Annotated in this window: 16 protein-coding genes; 2 read left to right on the forward strand and 14 right to left on the reverse strand. The window is 31.7% G+C overall.

The features are described from left to right. Positions 1-92: 92 nt before the first annotated feature. The 3 genes from OCU55_RS11505 to polA form a co-directional block, all read right to left on the reverse strand. Positions 93-635, reverse strand: a complete 543-nt coding sequence (locus OCU55_RS11505; RefSeq protein ID WP_261852455.1) for a lytic transglycosylase domain-containing protein — start codon at positions 633-635, stop codon at positions 93-95. A 64-nt stretch (positions 636-699) separates the two neighbouring features. Next, a complete protein-coding gene (coaE, locus tag OCU55_RS11510; RefSeq protein ID WP_261852456.1) occupies positions 700-1,299 on the reverse strand; it encodes a dephospho-CoA kinase in 600 nt (199 codons plus the stop codon). A gap of 11 nt (positions 1,300-1,310) precedes the next feature. Next, positions 1,311-3,917 carry a DNA polymerase I gene (gene polA, locus OCU55_RS11515; protein WP_261852457.1) on the reverse strand — a complete coding sequence of 869 codons (2,607 nt, stop codon included), beginning with the start codon at positions 3,915-3,917 and terminating at the stop codon, positions 1,311-1,313. Positions 3,918-4,417: 500 nt separating this feature from the next. Here polA and OCU55_RS11520 point away from each other — a divergent pair, with 500 nt between their 5' ends. Further along, positions 4,418-5,647 (forward strand): aminopeptidase, encoded by a 1,230-nt coding sequence (locus OCU55_RS11520; protein ID WP_261852458.1) that lies wholly within the window; start codon positions 4,418-4,420, stop codon positions 5,645-5,647. 199 nt (positions 5,648-5,846) lie between these two features. Here OCU55_RS11520 and OCU55_RS11525 read toward each other — a convergent pair whose 3' ends face one another. Continuing rightward, complete coding sequence (locus tag OCU55_RS11525) at positions 5,847-6,611, reverse strand: DUF2087 domain-containing protein (RefSeq protein ID WP_261852459.1); 765 nt, start codon at positions 6,609-6,611, stop codon at positions 5,847-5,849. 393 nt (positions 6,612-7,004) lie between these two features. Between OCU55_RS11525 and gloA2 the strand changes: the two genes are divergently transcribed. After that, entirely contained in the window at positions 7,005-7,391 is a 387-nt protein-coding gene (gloA2, locus tag OCU55_RS11530) for an SMU1112c/YaeR family gloxylase I-like metalloprotein (protein WP_261852460.1), read from the forward strand. Positions 7,392-7,498: 107 nt separating this feature from the next. Here gloA2 and nagZ read toward each other — a convergent pair whose 3' ends face one another. The 10 genes from nagZ to trpB all read right to left on the reverse strand — a co-directional run bounded on the left by nagZ (position 7,499) and on the right by trpB (position 18,801). Next, on the reverse strand, positions 7,499-8,764 hold the full coding sequence (nagZ, locus tag OCU55_RS11535; protein WP_261852461.1) for a beta-N-acetylhexosaminidase: 1,266 nt from the start codon (positions 8,762-8,764) through the stop codon (positions 7,499-7,501). Positions 8,765-8,778: 14 nt separating this feature from the next. After that, positions 8,779-9,612 (reverse strand): prephenate dehydrogenase, encoded by an 834-nt coding sequence (locus OCU55_RS11540; RefSeq protein ID WP_261852462.1) that lies wholly within the window; start codon positions 9,610-9,612, stop codon positions 8,779-8,781. 52 nt (positions 9,613-9,664) lie between these two features. Beyond that, positions 9,665-10,492: a shikimate dehydrogenase gene (gene aroE / locus OCU55_RS11545; protein ID WP_261852463.1), complete on the reverse strand. Its 828-nt coding sequence runs from the start codon at positions 10,490-10,492 to the stop codon at positions 9,665-9,667. A 19-nt stretch (positions 10,493-10,511) separates the two neighbouring features. Further along, positions 10,512-11,666, reverse strand: coding sequence for a chorismate mutase (locus OCU55_RS11550; RefSeq protein WP_261852464.1), 1,155 nt, complete (start codon positions 11,664-11,666; stop codon positions 10,512-10,514). Continuing rightward, a complete protein-coding gene (gene aroC / locus OCU55_RS11555; protein WP_261852465.1) occupies positions 11,666-12,748 on the reverse strand; it encodes a chorismate synthase in 1,083 nt (360 codons plus the stop codon). Before aroC ends, OCU55_RS11550 begins: the two co-directional genes overlap by 1 nt. Next, entirely contained in the window at positions 12,729-14,006 is a 1,278-nt protein-coding gene (aroA, locus tag OCU55_RS11560) for a 3-phosphoshikimate 1-carboxyvinyltransferase (protein WP_261852466.1), read from the reverse strand. Before aroA ends, aroC begins: the two co-directional genes overlap by 20 nt. Then, a complete protein-coding gene (gene aroB, locus OCU55_RS11565; protein WP_261852467.1) occupies positions 14,006-15,076 on the reverse strand; it encodes a 3-dehydroquinate synthase in 1,071 nt (356 codons plus the stop codon). The genes aroA and aroB overlap by 1 nt, the downstream gene beginning before the upstream one ends. Positions 15,077-15,098: 22 nt before the next feature. Further along, positions 15,099-16,115: a 3-deoxy-7-phosphoheptulonate synthase gene (gene aroF / locus OCU55_RS11570; RefSeq protein ID WP_261852468.1), complete on the reverse strand. Its 1,017-nt coding sequence runs from the start codon at positions 16,113-16,115 to the stop codon at positions 15,099-15,101. 750 nt (positions 16,116-16,865) lie between these two features. Then, entirely contained in the window at positions 16,866-17,627 is a 762-nt protein-coding gene (gene trpA, locus OCU55_RS11575; RefSeq protein ID WP_261852469.1) for a tryptophan synthase subunit alpha, read from the reverse strand. Further along, positions 17,620-18,801, reverse strand: a complete 1,182-nt coding sequence (gene trpB, locus OCU55_RS11580; protein ID WP_261852753.1) for a tryptophan synthase subunit beta — start codon at positions 18,799-18,801, stop codon at positions 17,620-17,622. The genes trpA and trpB overlap by 8 nt, the downstream gene beginning before the upstream one ends. Positions 18,802-18,810: the final 9 nt, after the last annotated feature.

The raw sequence follows: 18,810 nt of genomic DNA on the forward strand, positions 1-18,810 counted from the left end.
AAATTTATACCACTTTATTTTTAAGCTATCTCTAAGAAATTTCATTTAATCTCTTAACTTTAACTTATAGATAAAGTGGTCTATTTTAAAGTTTAGTTATATAAAAATTTATAGATATTGTAATTTACTTTAACTTTCTTTAAGTATTTATCTGTTTCTTTAAATGGTATATATTTTAACGACTTTCCATCATTTGAATATCGGCCATCGTTAAGCCACTTATTTACATTTCCACGTCCTCCATTGTAAGCAACAATTACTAAATCCATATCCTGAAATTCATCTCTTAAATTCTTTAGATACCAAGATCCCATATTTATATTGTACTGTGGATCTAATAGCTGTGAAGAATCAGAATAATTAATATTCATTTCTTTAGCAGCCCACTTAGCTGTACTGTCAGTTACTTGCATAAGTCCATGTGCATCTTTAAATGAATGTGCATTTGTATTAAAATTGCTTTCTGCCTTTATAACAGACAACACTAATAATGGATCCAAATTATATTCTACACTGTACTTCTTAATAATATCTTTATACTTATATGGATACATCAAATTATAAACACACCATCTAAAGCCCAATAATACTATGGCTATACCAACAAAAAATACAATGTATTTTCTTAATTTCATAACATTCTCCTAAACATATTAGGGCTTAATATCACCACAAAAATTAATTCTATTCATTTATATTTTATTTATAAAGTTTTAATATTTCTATCATATCATCTACTTGTTCTTTAGTTTTTATCAAGCTGGCGCTATTATCTATTATAAAATTTGCATATTCCTTTTTTCTATCTAAAGGTAATTGTGCATTTATCCTATTTAATGCTTCACTCTGACTTAATTTATCTCTAAGCTTTAATCTTGAAAGCTGTGCATTGCTATCGGACCAAACTAATATAATAAAGTCCATTTCTTCATGCATGTTGTTTTCGATCAGTGTTGGAGCATCTAAAATCACGATTCCAACACCTTTCTTATTGTATGCATCAAATGAATCATTTATCTCTTTTATAATATAAGGCATTATTATATTTTCATATTTGATTCTTTGCTTAGGAAATCTGAATATATGATTGCCAAACTCTTTCCTTCTAAATTCACCTCTCCAATCAAAAAATCCATCTCCAAAGTCATCTCTTACCTTTATAAGTATTTCTGGATATTTTGAAAGTACATCCTTTGCAATTTGATCAGCATCTATAATGCAAAAACCTGATTCTAGAAGTATCTTAGAAACTGTACTTTTACCAGTACCAATTCCCCCAGTTAACCCAACCTTAATCATAATTTCCTCCTTTATTTAGCATCATACCAACTTTCACCTATATTAATATCAACTTCAAGTGGAACATTAAGACTTACTGCACTTTCCATCTCTTCTTTAATAATAGTCTTTATTTGTTCTAACTCTTCTGGCACTACGTTTATAATAAGTTCGTCGTGTACCTGAAGTATTAGTTTACTTTTCATCTTTTTCTCTTTCAATGTATTATATACACTTACCATGGCCACCTTTATTATATCTGCAGCACTTCCTTGAATAGGTGCATTCATAGCCAATCTCTCACCTAAAGATTTTACTATCTTGTTAGAGGCAGTTATCTCAGGTATAAATCTTCTTCTATTGAGTATAGTTGTAACATATCCATCTTTTCCTGCTTCTTTAATTATGTTATCCATGAACTCTCTGATTTTTGGATATCTTTCAAAGTATATATCCATATATTCTTTAGCTTCTTTTTTTGTAATATGAAGGTCTTGTGAAAGACTAAAGTCACCAATACCATAAACTATTCCAAAATTAACAGCCTTAGCTCTGCTCCTCATTAGTTTTGTAACTTCATCTAACGGAGTTTTAAATACTTCCGAAGCTGTTTTTGTATGAATATCTATATCATGTTTGAAGGCATCGATCATATTCTCATCATTTGCAATATGAGCTAAGACTCTTAGTTCAATCTGAGAATAATCCGCTGAAAGTATCACATCGCCTTTTTCCCTAGGAATAAATACTTTTCTAATCTCTCTACCCATCTCATATTTTATAGGTATATTTTGAAGATTAGGTTCTGTGGATGAAAGCCTTCCAGTTGTGGTTACAGTCTGATTGAAGTTAGAATGTATACATCCATCTTCATCGACAACCGCTTTTAAACCTTCTATATATGTTGAGTATATCTTTGTTAACTGTCTAAAGTAAGTTATCTTATCTATTATAGGGTGTTTGTCAGATAACTTTTCTAGCACCTCTGCATTTGTTGAATATCCTGTCTTTGTCTTTTTAACTACTGGTAAATCAAGTTTTTCAAATAGTATCTTTCCTAATTGTTTAGGAGAGTTTATATTGAATTCTTCATCAGCAAGTTCATATATAGTCTTTTGGCTTTCTTCTATTTCATTTTTAAACTTCACTGATAGTTCATCTAATATTTTAGAGTTAACCTTAAAGCCATACTCCTCCATAGAAGAAAGTACTAGTGTTAATGGAAGTTCAACTTCATATAATAATTTTTCCATGCCAGCTTCTTCAATTTTAGTCTTAAGATATGAATATAGCTTCTTCATATGAAAACATAGCTTCATATTCATTACAGTGTCATCACCTTTAGGATCTTCCCCTACATACTCATTTACTAAAGTTAAAAGAGGATATGTACCTTTTGATGAATCAATTAAATAAGCAGCTAAGGCAGTATCAAAGATAAGCCCTTTCATGTCTATATCTAATTTTCTTAGAGCAGTTAGGAAATTCTTTACGTCATGGCTTATTTTCTTTATGCTATCATCTTCAAAGAATTTCCTTATAAGTTCGATTCCCTGTTCATTGTTAATACCTTCAAAAACTATTTCATAATTTTTGTTGCCATCCGATATGAATATGTTTTTTATGTTAATTAACGAGTATTTGCTTATTCCATCTAAATTAAAAGTAAAGTAAACTTCTTTTCCTAAGGCTTCTAAAGCCAACTTTAACTCATCATTATTAGTTATGCTCTCAAATTCGATATCAGTATCAACTGAATCTCCGTCTAAAGTTGCAGCTTCTGGTAACTTATCAAGCAAGGATTTCATTTGTAGTTTAAAGAATAGCTTTCTAAGACCTTCCTTATCATAATTTTCATTAGATCTTATCTCATCTAAATCAAATTCTATTGGAACTTCAGTATTTATAGTAGCTAATCTCTTTGAGAATACGGCTTGTTCGCTGTACTGTATTAGATTTTCTTTAATCTTTTTACCACTTATCTCTTCTACATGCTCTAATACACTCTCAACACTGCCATAGGTTTGGATAAGCTTAAATGCAGTCTTTTCGCCTATACCTGGAACTCCTGGTATATTATCTGACTGATCTCCCATAAGGCCCTTAACATCAATAAACTGAGTTGGAGTAACCCCCATCTCTTCTACCATTCTAGCCCTTGTGTATATTTCTCTCTCAGTAATTCCCTTTTTAGTTATTACTACATTTATATTGTCTGACGCAAGCTGAAGAGCGTCTTTATCTCCAGTTACTATATAAACTTCTATACCGTTCTCTTCTGCAAACTTAGCCAAACTTCCGATTAAATCATCAGCTTCATAACCATCCATTTCATAAATACTTATGCTAAATAGATTAAGCATTTCTTTAACTATCGGAAACTGTGCTGCAAGCTCTGGAGGCATTTTCTTTCTTCCAGCTTTATAATCTTGGTATTCTACATGTCTAAAGGTAGGTGCCTTCCTATCAAAAGTTGATACTATGTAGTCTGGTTTAAAATCTTCTTTCATCTTAATAAGCATATTTGTAAATCCATAAACTGCATTTGTATATATGCCTTCATTTGTAGATAAAAGAGGAATCGCATAAAATGCTCTATTAAGCAAACTATTACCGTCCAATATCAATAAACGTTTCATAATTAATCCTCCAAATTCTTCTTTTAAAATTACTAAAACTATGATAAAGATTTTCTCACCTTATATTTTTAAATGTATAACTAATACTCGTAATTCCTATAATAATTTTATTGACTAAAAACTATAAGTATATTCTTACAAAACAATTAACAAAATGTAAGTTCTAATCTCTTTATACATTATAATATAAACAGTATTTCTTTCCAACCATCTATATCCAATAAGTAAGCATTTTGAAGCAAATGCCCATAAATTGTGGTTATAATGATGTGTCAAATCCATATAAGGTCAAATAAAACTATATATATTGATTTTTCTCATAAAATTTAAATTAATTCATCTTTTATTCTTTAACTTATATTATTTCTTAAGTCTGTTCGCATACTTATTTACAGATATAATTGAGGTATAAATTTTTAGAGGATAAAAAAAACATTTTAATTGTTGCTATGATTTGGTAAAATTCTATATAAAGAATTTTTTACGAGAGAGGTGTCAAAATGAAAGAAGATTTTTTAAGAAAATATGCTGAACTTGCAGTAAAAACTGGCGTTAACATACAAAAGGGACAGCTTTTAGTTATTACTTCGCCAATCGAGTGTGCTCCTTTTACTAGATTAGCAACAGAAGTTGCTTACGAATCTGGTGCAAAGGACGTTATCGTTCAATGGAATGATGAAATCTGTACCAAGATTAAATACTTAAAGGCTCCTGAAGAAGTATTCGATACAATTCCTCAGTGGATGGTTGATTCTAGACTTTCATCAGCAAAAGAAGGAGCTGCTTTTTTAAGTATATCTGCTGCAGATCCTGAACTTTTAAAAAATGTTGATCCTAAAAGAATTGCAAAATCTCAAAAAACTTCTCAGTTAGCGTTAAAGGAATTTAGCGAAAGGCTCATGAGCAATAAAAATTCTTGGGCTGTAGTTTCAATTCCAACTACAGGCTGGGCTACTAAGGTATTTCCAAACAGCACTCCAGAAGAAGCTGTTGAGCTATTATGGAATGAAATCTTTAAAGTAGTTAGAGTTGATAGTGAAGATCCAGTTGCAGCTTGGGATACTCATAAAAATACCCTAAGTAAAAAAATGAATTTCCTTAACTCTAAGAACTTTAAATCTCTACATTATAAAAATGAAAAAGGTACTGATTTAACTATTGAGCTTCCAGACGGTCATATCTGGGCTGGAGGAGCTGATTACACTGCTGACGGTGTTGAATTCATAGCCAATATGCCTACTGAAGAAGTATTCACTCTTCCAAAGAAAACAGGCGTAAATGGAATAGTATATAGTTCAAAGCCTCTTAACTACGGCGGAAATCTAATTGATGACTTCTCTATTACCTTCAAGGATGGAAGAATAGTTGATTTTACTGCTGAAAAAGGTTATGACACTTTAAAGAATATAGTTGAAACAGATGAAGGTTCCCACTACTTAGGAGAGGTTGCCCTTGTACCTTTTGATTCACCTATATCTAATTCAGGTATAATATTCTTTAATACTTTATATGATGAAAATGCATCCTGCCACCTTGCAATTGGAGCTTCATATCCTATTTGCATAAAGGAAGGAGAAAATCTTAGTGAAGAAGATCTCGAAAAGAAAGGTGCTAATCAATCCATAACTCATATCGACTTTATGGTTGGAACTGAAGATCTTGAAATAGTTGGAACTACTCACGAAGGTGAAGAAATTCAAGTGTTTAAGAATGGCAACTGGGCTTTTTAATTGATTTGATTTAGTAAAAACTCTATTAGTGTAAATATCTTATTTAAATTTTCGAAAACCTAAAATTTTAACTTAGACCTAGAATAAGCACTGCTATAACTAAAATTATTGCAGTGCTTTTTTGTATTAATTCTTTGTGACTCTATTTGAATTATAAGATGTGGTGAAACCTTAGTTACCACAGTATTTAAACACAACCTTACTCTTTTATCCAGTAATAGCTACAATCCTTTGTTCTATCTAGGAACCCATATTCAATAAGGTATCTTCTAAGTGTTGCATAATCATCGAATATTCTCATTAGTACTCTATTAACTTCTTTTTCTGTATATTTCTTATCTCTTGAAAAATTGGTTATTATCTCAGAAAGTATTGCTAGCTTTTTCTTCTCTTTAGAAGGGAAAACCTTCAAAGCACCATTTTCATCAAAATAATTCTTTCTTATATCATTTCTCTCTTGCTCACTCATATTATATCTTTCATCTAAAGTAGTTGCTGAAAGATGTGCGTTAACAAGTTTAGAACCTTCCATTTCCTCCTCCTCCTTTGAATTATTCTTCATAAGGTCAAGAATTGCAAGAAGAGATTTTGCTTGAAGTTCTTTCTCTTTTAACTTAAATCTATAACTCCTAACTGTAGATAAAGATAACCCCATGCTTGCTCCAATTTCCTTATCACTTAGCCCCTCATAAGTAAGCTTTATAAAATCTCTCATATTCTCACTTAACCCTGTTATTTTCTTGTTTCTTTCTATGAGAAAATCAAACATATCGCCATGCACTTCTTCGATATGCTTCTCGCAGCATTTTTCTGCATCATAAAATTCTTCATTAATCTTATAGATTCTTCCCTTCTCAAACATATCTCCACAAATCAAGCATTTAAAGTGCTTTTTTCTATCGTCGTAAAAATATCCTTTCTCTATTTCTTCTAACTCATAATCAAACAAGTAATCTTTTTCCATATTATCACCTCAATACTATTATATGCATATCAATACATTTTATCAACATTATTTAATTAAATTTATATATTTATAGACAATATAGTTTTAAGTTTAAAAAATATAAATCATATTTATTTTAATTTCATATGATACCTACAATTATAGACATACTACTTCAAATTGAAATCTATCAAAATAAAGCTTCGTAGGCTCATCGGAAACATTATTTTGGGTCCAAAGATTTAAGTAGTGTGTCTGTTTATAGGAATAGATTTATGATAGAAGTGTTTCATCTTTATTTTGTATTTACATCGATTTGTTATATAATACTTAAGTAAAAGGTAAGCTCTGCTTAATCTCAACATTTACTTAAGCATGGCAAAAAACATTATTAAAGGAGTCCTAGATATTATGAAAATTAATGCAGTTCATCATATAGCAATAATCTGCTCAGATTATGAAAAATCTAAAGATTTTTATGTTAATAAACTTGGATTTACTATAGAAAGAGAAGTTTATAGAAAAGAAAGAGATTCCTATAAGCTAGATCTCAATGTCAATGGAGTATATCAAATCGAGCTTTTTTCTTTTCCCAATTGTCCACCAAGACCAAGCTATCCCGAAGCAAGAGGCTTAAGACATCTATCTTTTGAGGTAGATAATATCGACGAAGCAGTTCTCGAATTGAACAAGAATGGTATAGTTACTGAGCCTATAAGAATTGATGAATTCACTAACAAACGTTTTACTTTCTTCGAAGATCCAGACAATCTTCCATTAGAAATATATGAAAAATAGCCTTTGAATTCCTCAAAGGCTATTTTTCCATTTATGAAATTAAGATGTCTCTACATCCAATGCTTTAATGAGCTTCGCAAAGAATTAATATGATTTTAAAAGAATGATTATTTTAAAATAGATGTAATTTTATTGTTTATGTCTTGCATGTTATACTGCTGTTGTTTTTCCTCGCCTATCTTATACTTATCCTTTAGCTTGAGTATCCTATATACCTTTTCATCAATTTCCTGCTCTGTTATTTCTTTATTGTTAATCGCTGTCTTTATAGATTCGATTACAGTTTTTTCTTTATTGTAGTCGTGGCATACAAGAACTATATCACTTCCAGCTTTTAGAGAGGTTACTGCAGCTTTATTTATATCATAGTTTAAGGTTATTGCTCCCATAGTCATGTCATCAGTTATTATAACTCCATTAAACCCCAGTTCCTTTCTAAGTAAATCTGATATAACTACTTTAGAAAGAGATGATGGATATGTCTTATCAATGTTTGGCAATAAGATATGTGCAACCATAACCATGTCAGCTCCATTATCTATTGCTTCTTTAAAAGGTATAAGTTCAAAGCTTCTCAATCTATTAATATCATTATTTACTGTTGGAAGTCCTTTGTGGGAATCCACTGAAGTATCTCCATGACCAGGGAAGTGCTTAACTGCTGATATTATGTTTTTAGACTGAATTCCGTTCATTGTAGCAACTCCAAGTTTTGATACTAACTCAGCGTTATTGCCAAAAGATCTATCACCTATAATTGGGTTTTTAGGATTACTATTTATATCTAATACTGGTGCAAAATCCAGGTTAAATCCTACTGAGCTAACTTCTTCTCCTAAGATTTCACCAACCTTTTTTGATATATCCTCATTATTCTTCTTGCCTATAGTTCCACTACTAGGGAGTTTTTTGTATTCAGCTGGCATTCTTGAAACTCTGCCACCTTCTTCGTCTACTCCTAGGAATAGAGGAATACCTGTTCCATTTATGTTTTTTAATGATTGAACTAAAGCCAATGCCTGATTTCTACTACTTATATTTTCTTTGAAAAAGATTACTCCACCCACATGGTAATTTTTTATAAGTTCCTTAGTATTATCATTTATCTCAGTACCTTCAATACCTACAATCGTAAGCTGACCTATTTTTTCATCCAAAGTTAAAGATTTTAGTTTTTCTTTAATAGGATCTTTTTCATCTATAGGTGTATTGATATTTGAACTATTATTACTAGATCCTTTATTTATATCGCTTGGATTATTTCTGGAGAAAAACTTATCTAAATACATCTTTCCTCCACCAATATAATATCCACCTACAAAAGCTATTAAGATAATAAATATAATTGCTAATACTACTAGGAACTTACGCATATTACACCACCATTCTAAAGTTTTTCTCTTCTCCTTGAAGACTCTTTAAATATTTCTATAAGTTTCTCTTTATCATTATTGACCAAGGATTTTTTTATATCCTCAAGTTTTACCTGAAAAACTTCAATGGTGCTTATTAAATTCTCTCTATTTGATAAAAAAAGTTCACTCCATAATTCTTCATTTATATTAGCTATCCTAGTAAGATCTCTGTAACTATCACCAATAAGTTCACCAGTTGGATATTTATCATCATCACTGTTTACTAATGCTACTGCCATAGCGTGTGGAAGTTGAGAAGTGTATGCAACTATTTTATCATGTTCATAAGGATTCACTTTTTTTACGTTAGAAAATCCAATAGAATAAACTAAGTCTTCAACAATTTTAAGATTCTCAGCTTTATTATTATGATGAGGTGTTAATATATAGTTAGCCCCTTTAAACACCTCTGCTGATGCAAAATCAATTCCTTTTTTCTCTCTTCCTGCCATAGGATGACCAAATACAAAATCAACATTTTCTCCAACAGAATCTAGTATATCATCTACCATTATTCCTTTAACCCCAGTAGCATCAGTAATGATTGCTCCCTTTTTAAAATACTGCTTATTGCTTTCGATAAATTTAAGTACAGACATTGGATATATACATAAAATTACTAAATCAGATATTTCTAAAGGTTCTTTTCCTTCTAAATATCCTTTTTTTATTATTCCAAGGCTTTCAGCCTTACTTAATGTAGATACATCACTATCTATACCATAGACTTCATGTTCCTCAAACGGCTTTAAAGCTTTTGCAAAGGAACCGCCTATAACACCTAGCCCCACTATAGTTATATTCATCTTCATCCCCCGATGTTCGAATTTAAGTTAATATATTTATTTGCTTATAAATTTATTTATGCTTGCCTTGATTTAGAATCTCACTTAGTCCTTTATAAAGTTCATCACCTATTTCATAAGATAACTTTTTATCAAGCCATATTTCTTCTGCTTTAATCCCTTGAGCTATAAGCATGTACAGTCCGTCAACAGTTTTCTTTCCTAAGCTTTTAGCTCTTTTTAGCAATTCCGTTTCTAAAGGATTATATACTATATCTACAACCGTATGGCACTTTTCAATTACTTCATCCTTTATAGGTGAATATCCAACCTTAGGAAACATGCCAACTGGAGTGGTATTGACTATGATATCTATATCATTTCTCTCCTCAAGCTCAGAATAGCTTATGCACTTATTGTTAGGATATTTTCCAGCTGCTAAAATCTTATCTCTTGAAACTAAATATATATCTCCAGCTTTTTGGTCAGCTATATACTGAACCACTGCCTTAGAAGCTCCACCAGTTCCAAGTACTGCAACAACTTTATTCTTCACATCCACATCATTTCTTAAAAGCAGCTCTCCAAAACCAAAATAATCAGTGTTATATCCTATTGTCCTGTCTTCTTCTATTTTTATGGTGTTAATAGCCCCTATATTCCTAGCTTCTTCTGAAATATAATCTAACTGCTCCATAAGTATCTCCTTGTACGGTATTGTTACATTAACACCATTTATACCTAGAACCTTTAAAGATTCTACAGTCATACTTATATTTTTCTGCTTTATCTCATATAAAGAAAAACTAGCGTTTAAATTAAGTTTTTCAAATACTTTTTTATGAATCTCTGGAGAAAGACTATGTGATAGTTTTTCCCCAATTAAACCATATGCATTCATTTCCCCACACCATAGACTCTTAATTACAGACGTCTAATTCCCTTCTATATACTCCTAAAAGTTTGAAATACGAACTGCTTTTTTCGAAGACTTCTAATAAATCTTTTACTACTATATCTTTTATATTTCCTTCAAAATCTATATAAAAGAAATACTTCCAAGGTTCCTTTGCTATAGGTCTAGACTCTATTTTAATCATATTAAGATTATTTACTGAAAACCATTTTAGTGCATTAAAAAGTGCTCCTGCTTTATTTTCAACCGCAAAAACCACTGATATTTTATTGTTGGATGCATTATTTATTATGTTTTTTCCAACAATAATAAATCTTGTAAAATTGTCTTCTTCATTACTTATTTCTTCTTTAATTACAGAAAGATTAAAGATATCTGCTGCTCTTTTTGATGCTATTGCTCCCTTTTCTTTTGTACCTTCTTTACTTACATGTTCTGCACTTATTGCCGTATTAAAATAAGGTATAGACTTTACATCCTTAAGATTATTTAGGTACACACTGCACTGCTCAAAGCCTTGAGGGTGGGAATATATCTCTCTTAAGTCTTCTTCCTTTGCACCTTCTATTCCTAAAAGATGGTGTTCTATTTTTATACACTTTTCAGCAACAATAAAGAATCCATATTTTCTTAAAAGATCATATACTTCCTTAACAGCTCCAGTAGATGAGTTTTCAATTGGAAGTACTCCAAAATCAATCTCATCCTTATCCAAAGCCCTAAATACATCTTCAAATCTTTCGTAATTTGATGTCTTATGCTTATTTCCAAAGTAACTTAAAAGAGCTTCTTCTGAGTAAGATCCATTTACACCTTGATACCCTAATCTTAAATCTTTTTGTTTATAAAAAGATTCTTCTTCATTGCTGTATTCGCTACTTGCCCCATCCTTTGAAAGTTCAACTGACTGATATTTTTTACTTATATCCATCATAGATAATATAAACTCTCTTGCAAAAGGCTTTAAAGAATCATCTCCAATACGAGAAACATTTTTCTCAATTACTTGCTCTTCTCTATTCCCATTATATATTGGAAGATTATTTTCTTTCTTATATCTTGCTACCTTAGTTACAACTTCCATACGCTCTTGAAATAGTTCTATTATCTTCTTATCTATATCATCTATGGATTTTCTATACTGTTCAATATCACTCATTAAAATTCTCCTTCCATAAGGTCAAGTAATGCTAGTGCTGCAATAGCTTCGATAACCACTACAGCTCTAGGAACTATACACGGATCATGCCTTCCTTCAATCTGCAACTTAGTATCTTCTTTATTTTCAATATCTACTGTATCTTGGTATTTTATTATTGAAGCAGTTGGCTTTATAGCAACATTAAATAATATTGGCATTCCATTAGTTAGCCCACCTAAAATTCCACCATTATTATTTGTCTTTGTAGCAACTTTTTCTCCTTCATAATAATATGAATCATTTGCTTCAGAGCCTTTAAGTTTTGTAAGTTCAAAGCCTTTTCCAAACTCAATTCCTTTCACAGCAGGTACTGAAAAGGCAAGATGAGCAATAGTACTTTCAACTGAGTCAAAGAATGGAGCTCCAACTCCAGCATTTATCCCTGTTATAGCACATTGCACTATTCCTCCAACAGAATCCCCTTCCATTTTGGCTGATAGAATCCTATGCTCCATTAATGCTTTTTTATTATCATCAATTATAGGAAGATCTTTTTCTTTAACGGACTCTAAAATGCTGTTATCAATATTTAAAGGATTAAGCTCCGTATCCTCTATATCTGCAATTGACTTTATATGAGCTCCTATATTAATACCTTTTTCTTTTAAAATGGATTTTGCTATAGCTCCTGCAAATACTAAAGGTGCGGTTATTCTACCTGAGAAGTGTCCACCACCTCTATAGTCATTGAAACCTTTATATTTTATTGAGGCTGGATAATCAGAATGGCTTGGTCTCATTACGCTTTTTAACTTACTATAGTCTTTAGATCTGGTGTCATTATTTCTTATTATTCCACAAAGAGGTGCTCCAGTGGTTTTTCCGTTGAATATACCACTTAGTATTTCAACCTTATCTTCTTCTTTTCTTGCTGTAGTCAAATTGCTATTGCCTGGAGCTCTTCTTTTCATATCTTTATAAATTTCTTCTTCATTTATATCTTTTCCAACAGGAAGCCCACTGATATTAATACCAATAGCTCCCCCATGAGATTCTCCAAATATGGATATCTTTATATTATTACCCCATACTCCACTCATCTATTTCGCCCCCTAAAGCTTTATAATCCTTCCAAAAACCTGGGTATGACTTTCTTACGCATTCTGGATCATCAATTATAATCGGCTTTTCACATCTAGTTGCAGCTATTGCTAAACTCATAGCAATTCGATGATCTTTGAAAGAACTAACTTCTCCTCCCGTAAGCTTTTCTACACCTTCAATAACCATATAATCAGTACCTTCCTCTACTTTAGCCCCTAATTTATTCAATTCAGAAGATATGGCACTTAATCTATCACATTCTTTTATTCTTAATCGACCTGCATTAATTATCTTAGTAGTTCCTTTAGCCAAAGCTGCAGCTACTGTTATTACAGGAATTATATCTGGACATTGTGCTGCATCTATAGTAGTTCCAACTAAATTTTCAACTGATAAAGAAACCTTTTTATCTGAAGTACTTATATTAGCTCCCATTCTGCTAAGTATATCTAATACTTCTTTATCTCCCTGAAGACTTTGGAGATTTAGCTTAGAAAGTTCAACTGAATTTCCGAGTGAACTAGCAACAAGATAAAAGGCAGCTTGAGAGAAATCACCTTCAACTTCATAATTTGTAGCTTTATATGATTGATTTCCTTCTATTATAAATTCCTTATAATCATTATTTATAATTTCTATGCCGAATCTTTTCATCATCTCTAAAGTTAGATCAATATATCCTTTTGATTCTAGTTTTGTTGTAATGATAATCCTTGAAGTTCCATTTAGAAGAGGGAGAGTAAATAGTAATCCACTAATAAATTGAGAACTTATGTCTCCTTTAATATAGAACTCATCACTTTCCAGTTGTCCTTTTACAGATAAGCAAAGTTCGCCTTCTTTATTACTCCACTTTATCCCTTGTTCATCAAATATTTCATAATAAGGTTTAAGCGGCCTTTTTCCTAGATTCCCTTTACCCACAAAAGTTATATTATTTTCTTTTATAAGAAATATAGGTACAATAAATCTTAAAGTAGAACCTGACTCATTGCAGTCAATTATGGCACCTGTTTCAGCTTCAAGTTCTCCACCTTTAACTTTAACCCAATTATCCCCTTTTTCAAACTTAGCTCCTAGCTTTTCTATAGCACTTAAAGTTGCCACTATGTCATCTGAAAAATCAATATTTGTTATTAAACTTTCTTCTCTACTTAAAGCCGCACATATTATAGCTCTATGAGCCATGCTCTTAGATGGCGGAATGTTTATATTCCCACTTATTGGCTTGGGCTTTATCTGTATCTTATTCATTATCTTTCCTCCAAGTCTAAGTCTTCAAATATATTTAAAGTTGTTTTGTGAATCTTACTTATACCAATCTCATCTAATAAAATTATATTTAAATTACCATTTAAATTTTTCTTATCACGGTTTATTGTAGTTAATAAGTCTCCAATCTCTAGGTTATCCACCTTCCATGGAATATTATACTTTATTAAGATATCCTTTATCAGTTTTGAAGTATCAGCCTTTGTTAAGCCTTTGTTCTCGCCAAGCTTACATATATAATACATCCCTATAGCTACTGCTTCACCATGAGTATAAACATCGAAATTGAAATATTTTTCTATAGCATGCCCTAAAGTATGACCGAAGTTTAAAAGCATTCTGTCACCTTTATCCTTCTCATCTCTTTCAACAAAATCTCTTTTTATATCAACACATCTATAAATTATGTCTTCTATGTGTTCTAAAAGCTCAGCCTTATCTTTAAATTCTGAAAGCTCTAAAAATAAATTTTTGTCCTTAATTGCTCCATATTTTATAACCTCAGCTAGACCATCATAGAAAAACTTATCTGATAAGGTATTTAGCACTGTAGGATCTATAAGCACTTGCAATGGGTGATAAAAGCTTCCAACTAAGTTCTTTCCACTTTCCAAATCAACTGCAACTTTACCACCTACTGAAGAATCAACTTGCGCTAGAAGTGAGGTAGGAATTTGAACAAATTCAATTCCTCTAAGATAGGTGGAGGCTACAAAGCCTGCCAAATCTCCTATTACTCCTCCACCTAATGCAACTATAAGATCACTTCTTGTTATACTAAAATCAGAAAGCTTGTTATATATTCCTAAAAGACTTGAAAATCCCTTTGTCTTTTCACCTGGTTCAAGCACTATAGTTTCTACTGAAAAATTACTATCTTCTAAGGATTCTTTTAGTAATTCTCCATAATACTTAAACACATTTTCATCGGTTATAACTACTATCCTTCTACCTTTGAACACTTTACCAATCTGCTCTCCAGCCTTAGCTATAATACCTTTTTCTATTATTATTTCATATGAATTATTGGTTAAATTAACTGTTAAATTCATAGTGATCTCCCTTAAAAGCTTTCTATTTAATTTCTCTGCCTACAGCAGTTGCTATATTTCTAAGATCCTTTACTAAGTTTTCGAAAACTTCTGGCTTTATTGATTGTTGTCCATCACACAATGCATTAGCAGGATCATTATGAACTTCTATTATTAAACCATCGGCACCTACTGCAACAGCAGCCTTTGATAGAGGTTCAACCATCCACCACATTCCTGCAGCATGACTTGGGTCCACTATTACTGGAAGATGACTTAATTTCTTTATTGCTGGAATAGCACTTAAATCTAAAGTATTTCTTGTGTAGGTTTCAAAAGTTCTTATACCTCTTTCGCATAATATAACTTTTTCATTTCCTCCAGCCATTATATATTCAGCTGACATAAGAAGCTCTTCTATAGTAGCTGACAATCCTCTTTTTAATAATATGGGTTTATCTAACTTTCCAAGTTCTTTTAACAAATCGAAGTTTTGCATATTTCTTGCTCCAACTTGTATTACATCTACATCCATTGCAAATCTATCAAGCTGGCTTGTTGACATTATTTCAGTTACTATTGGAAGTCCTGTATTTTTTCTTGCTACTTTTAATAAATCCAATCCATCCATTCCAAGTCCTTGGAAACTGTATGGTGATGTTCTTGGTTTGAAAGCGCCGCCCCTTAGCATTTTCGCACCAGTTTCTTTCACATTCTTAGCTATTTCAGTTATTTGATCTTCATTCTCTACAGAACATGGTCCTGCAATTAAACATATATTTTTTCCACCTATTTCTGCATCCCCGATCTTTATTACTGTATCTTCAGGATGGAATAGTCTATTAGCTTTTTTGTAAGGTTCTTGTACGTGCATAACTTTCTCCACATTTCTATTAGCTTCTATTTTTCTAGGATCAATTTTTGTAGTATCTCCTATAAGTCCTATGATGCTCTTTTCTGATCCTTCTGATAAGTGAACATTAACCCCAAGTTTCTCGATTTCACCTATCAATTTTTGTACCTCTTCTTTTGGTGTTTTGTGTTTTAAAATAATAATCATAATATATAGCCCCTTTCAAAATTAATTATATATAAAATCTCTAAGTCAAAAACTTAGAATTTTTAAGCATACTTAAAACTTACTTTTTCACTCTTAATAATTAAAACTGGTAAACTTAATCAAATTTCTAAACTATTCAAAGTTTAAAAGCTAGATAATTTGCTAAAATGTAAAAAAAATAAGGCTCAACCTAATGAGCCTTATTTTTTACCGATTTATAACATTTCCAACATTGGATATATTAAGCTAACTCATTAGAGAAATTTTTATTCGATTGCAGAACAAGTAACCAGCGTTATAAAAATAACCCCAGCTAAAAAAGTAAAAAAAGCTATTTACTTGTTCTAATCTTTCTCTAATTTTGCTATTCATAATTACCTCCATCGGAATTTTAATCTATCAATTTATAAAAGCATAATCCTTTATTTTCTATTTGTCAACCTCAGAAAACATTTTCAATATATATTTTTAGAAAATTTTAAATTTATTTTTTATTATACGCTGTACATCTAAAGAGCCCATATATTGAAACTTAATTTATACTTGTTCAAAAATCCCGGCTTCTAGGGATTTTCGGGCATGAATAAATTAATAGTTGAGTTAGAAACTATAGATAAACTACTTCGATCATTAAACTCCTAGGATAGATTCTAATATGAAGTAGTTTATCTATATCAAGATGTATCAGTTAAAACCAAAATGTATTTTCAAAATTCCTCTGGGTTCTGAGATGAGAATTTAAAAATATAATCACCCTAGAGCTGCTACAATTTCTTCTATACTTTCGTAATCCTCTGAATTAACTAATTCCATAACCTTGCTTCCAATTACAACTCCATCACAAATTTCAGAGATTTGTTTTGCTTGCTCAGGAGTAGATATGCCAAAGCCAGCAAGTACAGGAAGTTTTGATACACCTTTTGCTTGCTTTAAGAATCTCATAGTGTCATCGTTAAAACTTTTTCGAGCACCAGTTACCCCTGCTACGGTTACTGCGTACAAGAATCCGTTTCCTGCTAAAGAAAGCTTTTCTATTCTATCTTCACCACTAGTTATAGAGCATAGAGGTATTAAGCTTATATTTTTGCCCTCTATATGAGGTAGTATAAAATCAAATTCTTCTAAAGGCAGATCAGGAACTATAAGTCCATTAGCTTTTACTTTTTCCATATCCCTAAAGAATTCCTTAATACCATAGTTTATTATAGGATTAAGATATGTCATTAATATTAATGGCACAGAAGATTTCTCTCTAACCTCACTTATCATCTTAAAAATTATCTTTAAGTTTACTCCATTTGCAATAGCCCTATTGCCAGCTTCTTGTATCCTATCCCCATCCGCTACTGCGTCAGAAAAAGGAACACCTATCTCTATAGCAGTGGCACCTATCTCAGCTAACTTTAATATGGTTTGCTTAGTATACTCAATAGACTTATCTCCGCACATTATATAAGGCACAAAGGCTTTTTTATTTTCTTCTTTAAGCTTATCTATCGCTTCTCTAATCAACTAGGTTCACCCCCAAAATCTCACTTACTCTTTCTACATCTTTGTCTCCTCTACCTGACAAGCACACTACAATAACTTTATCTTTTCCATAGTTCTTAGCAATTTTCACAGTATGAGCTATAGCATGTGCACTTTCCATAGCAGGAATGATTCCTTCTAACTTTGTTAGAAGTTTAAAACCTTCTAAAGCCTCATTGTCATCAATATAAGAATATTTCGCTCTTTCAATATCTTTAAGGTAGCAATGCTCTGGACCAACTCCAGGATAGTCTAGACCAGCGGATATTGAATAAGCTTCTTGTATTTGACCACTTCTATTTTGAAGAATATACATCATACTTCCGTGGAGCACTCCTACTTCCCCTTTTGTTATGGTTGCAGCATGTCTTTCAGTCTCAACTCCTTCTCCAGCAGCCTCAACTCCTATAAGCTCTACCGTTTCATCCTTTATGAAAGGATAGAACATTCCCATGGAATTGCTTCCTCCCCCAACACATGCAACAACTGCATCCGGTAGTTTTCCTTCTATGTCCATAATTTGCTTTTTGGTTTCATTTCCAATAACGCTTTGAAAATCTCTTACTATCATTGGAAAAGGATGTGGACCAAGTACTGATCCCATTACATAATGAGTATCAAACACATTACTAACCCAGTACTTAAGAGCTTCGTTTACTGCATCCTTTAAGGTCTTAGTACCACTTCTTGCTGGTATTACCTCTGCTCCAAGCATTTTCATTCTAAAAACGTTAAGTTTTTGTCTCTCAATATCCTCTTCTCCCATAAAAATCTTGCATTCAAGACCAAACAGCGCCGCTGCAGTAGCAGTAGCAACACCATGCTGGCCAGCACCAGTCTCTGCAACAACCTTTTTCTTTCCCATCCTTTTCGCAAGTATCACTTGCCCTATAGTATTATTAATCTTATGAGCACCAGTATGATTTAGATCTTCTCTCTTCAAGTAGATTTTTGCTCCACTACAATAATCTGTAAGATTTTTTGCAAAATATAATGGTGTTTCTCTTCCTACATAGTCCTTAAGATAGTACTCTACCTCTTTCTTAAATTCCTCATCATCTTTATATTTTAAATAGGCTTTTTCTAATTCAATTACTGAATTCATAAGAGTTTCAGGTATAAATCTTCCACCATACGGTCCAAAATGTCCTCTTATATCTGGCAT

Source organism: Clostridium folliculivorans (genome assembly GCF_024341905.1).
GTDB classification, from domain to species: Bacteria; Bacillota; Clostridia; order Clostridiales; family Clostridiaceae; genus Clostridium_AR; species Clostridium_AR folliculivorans.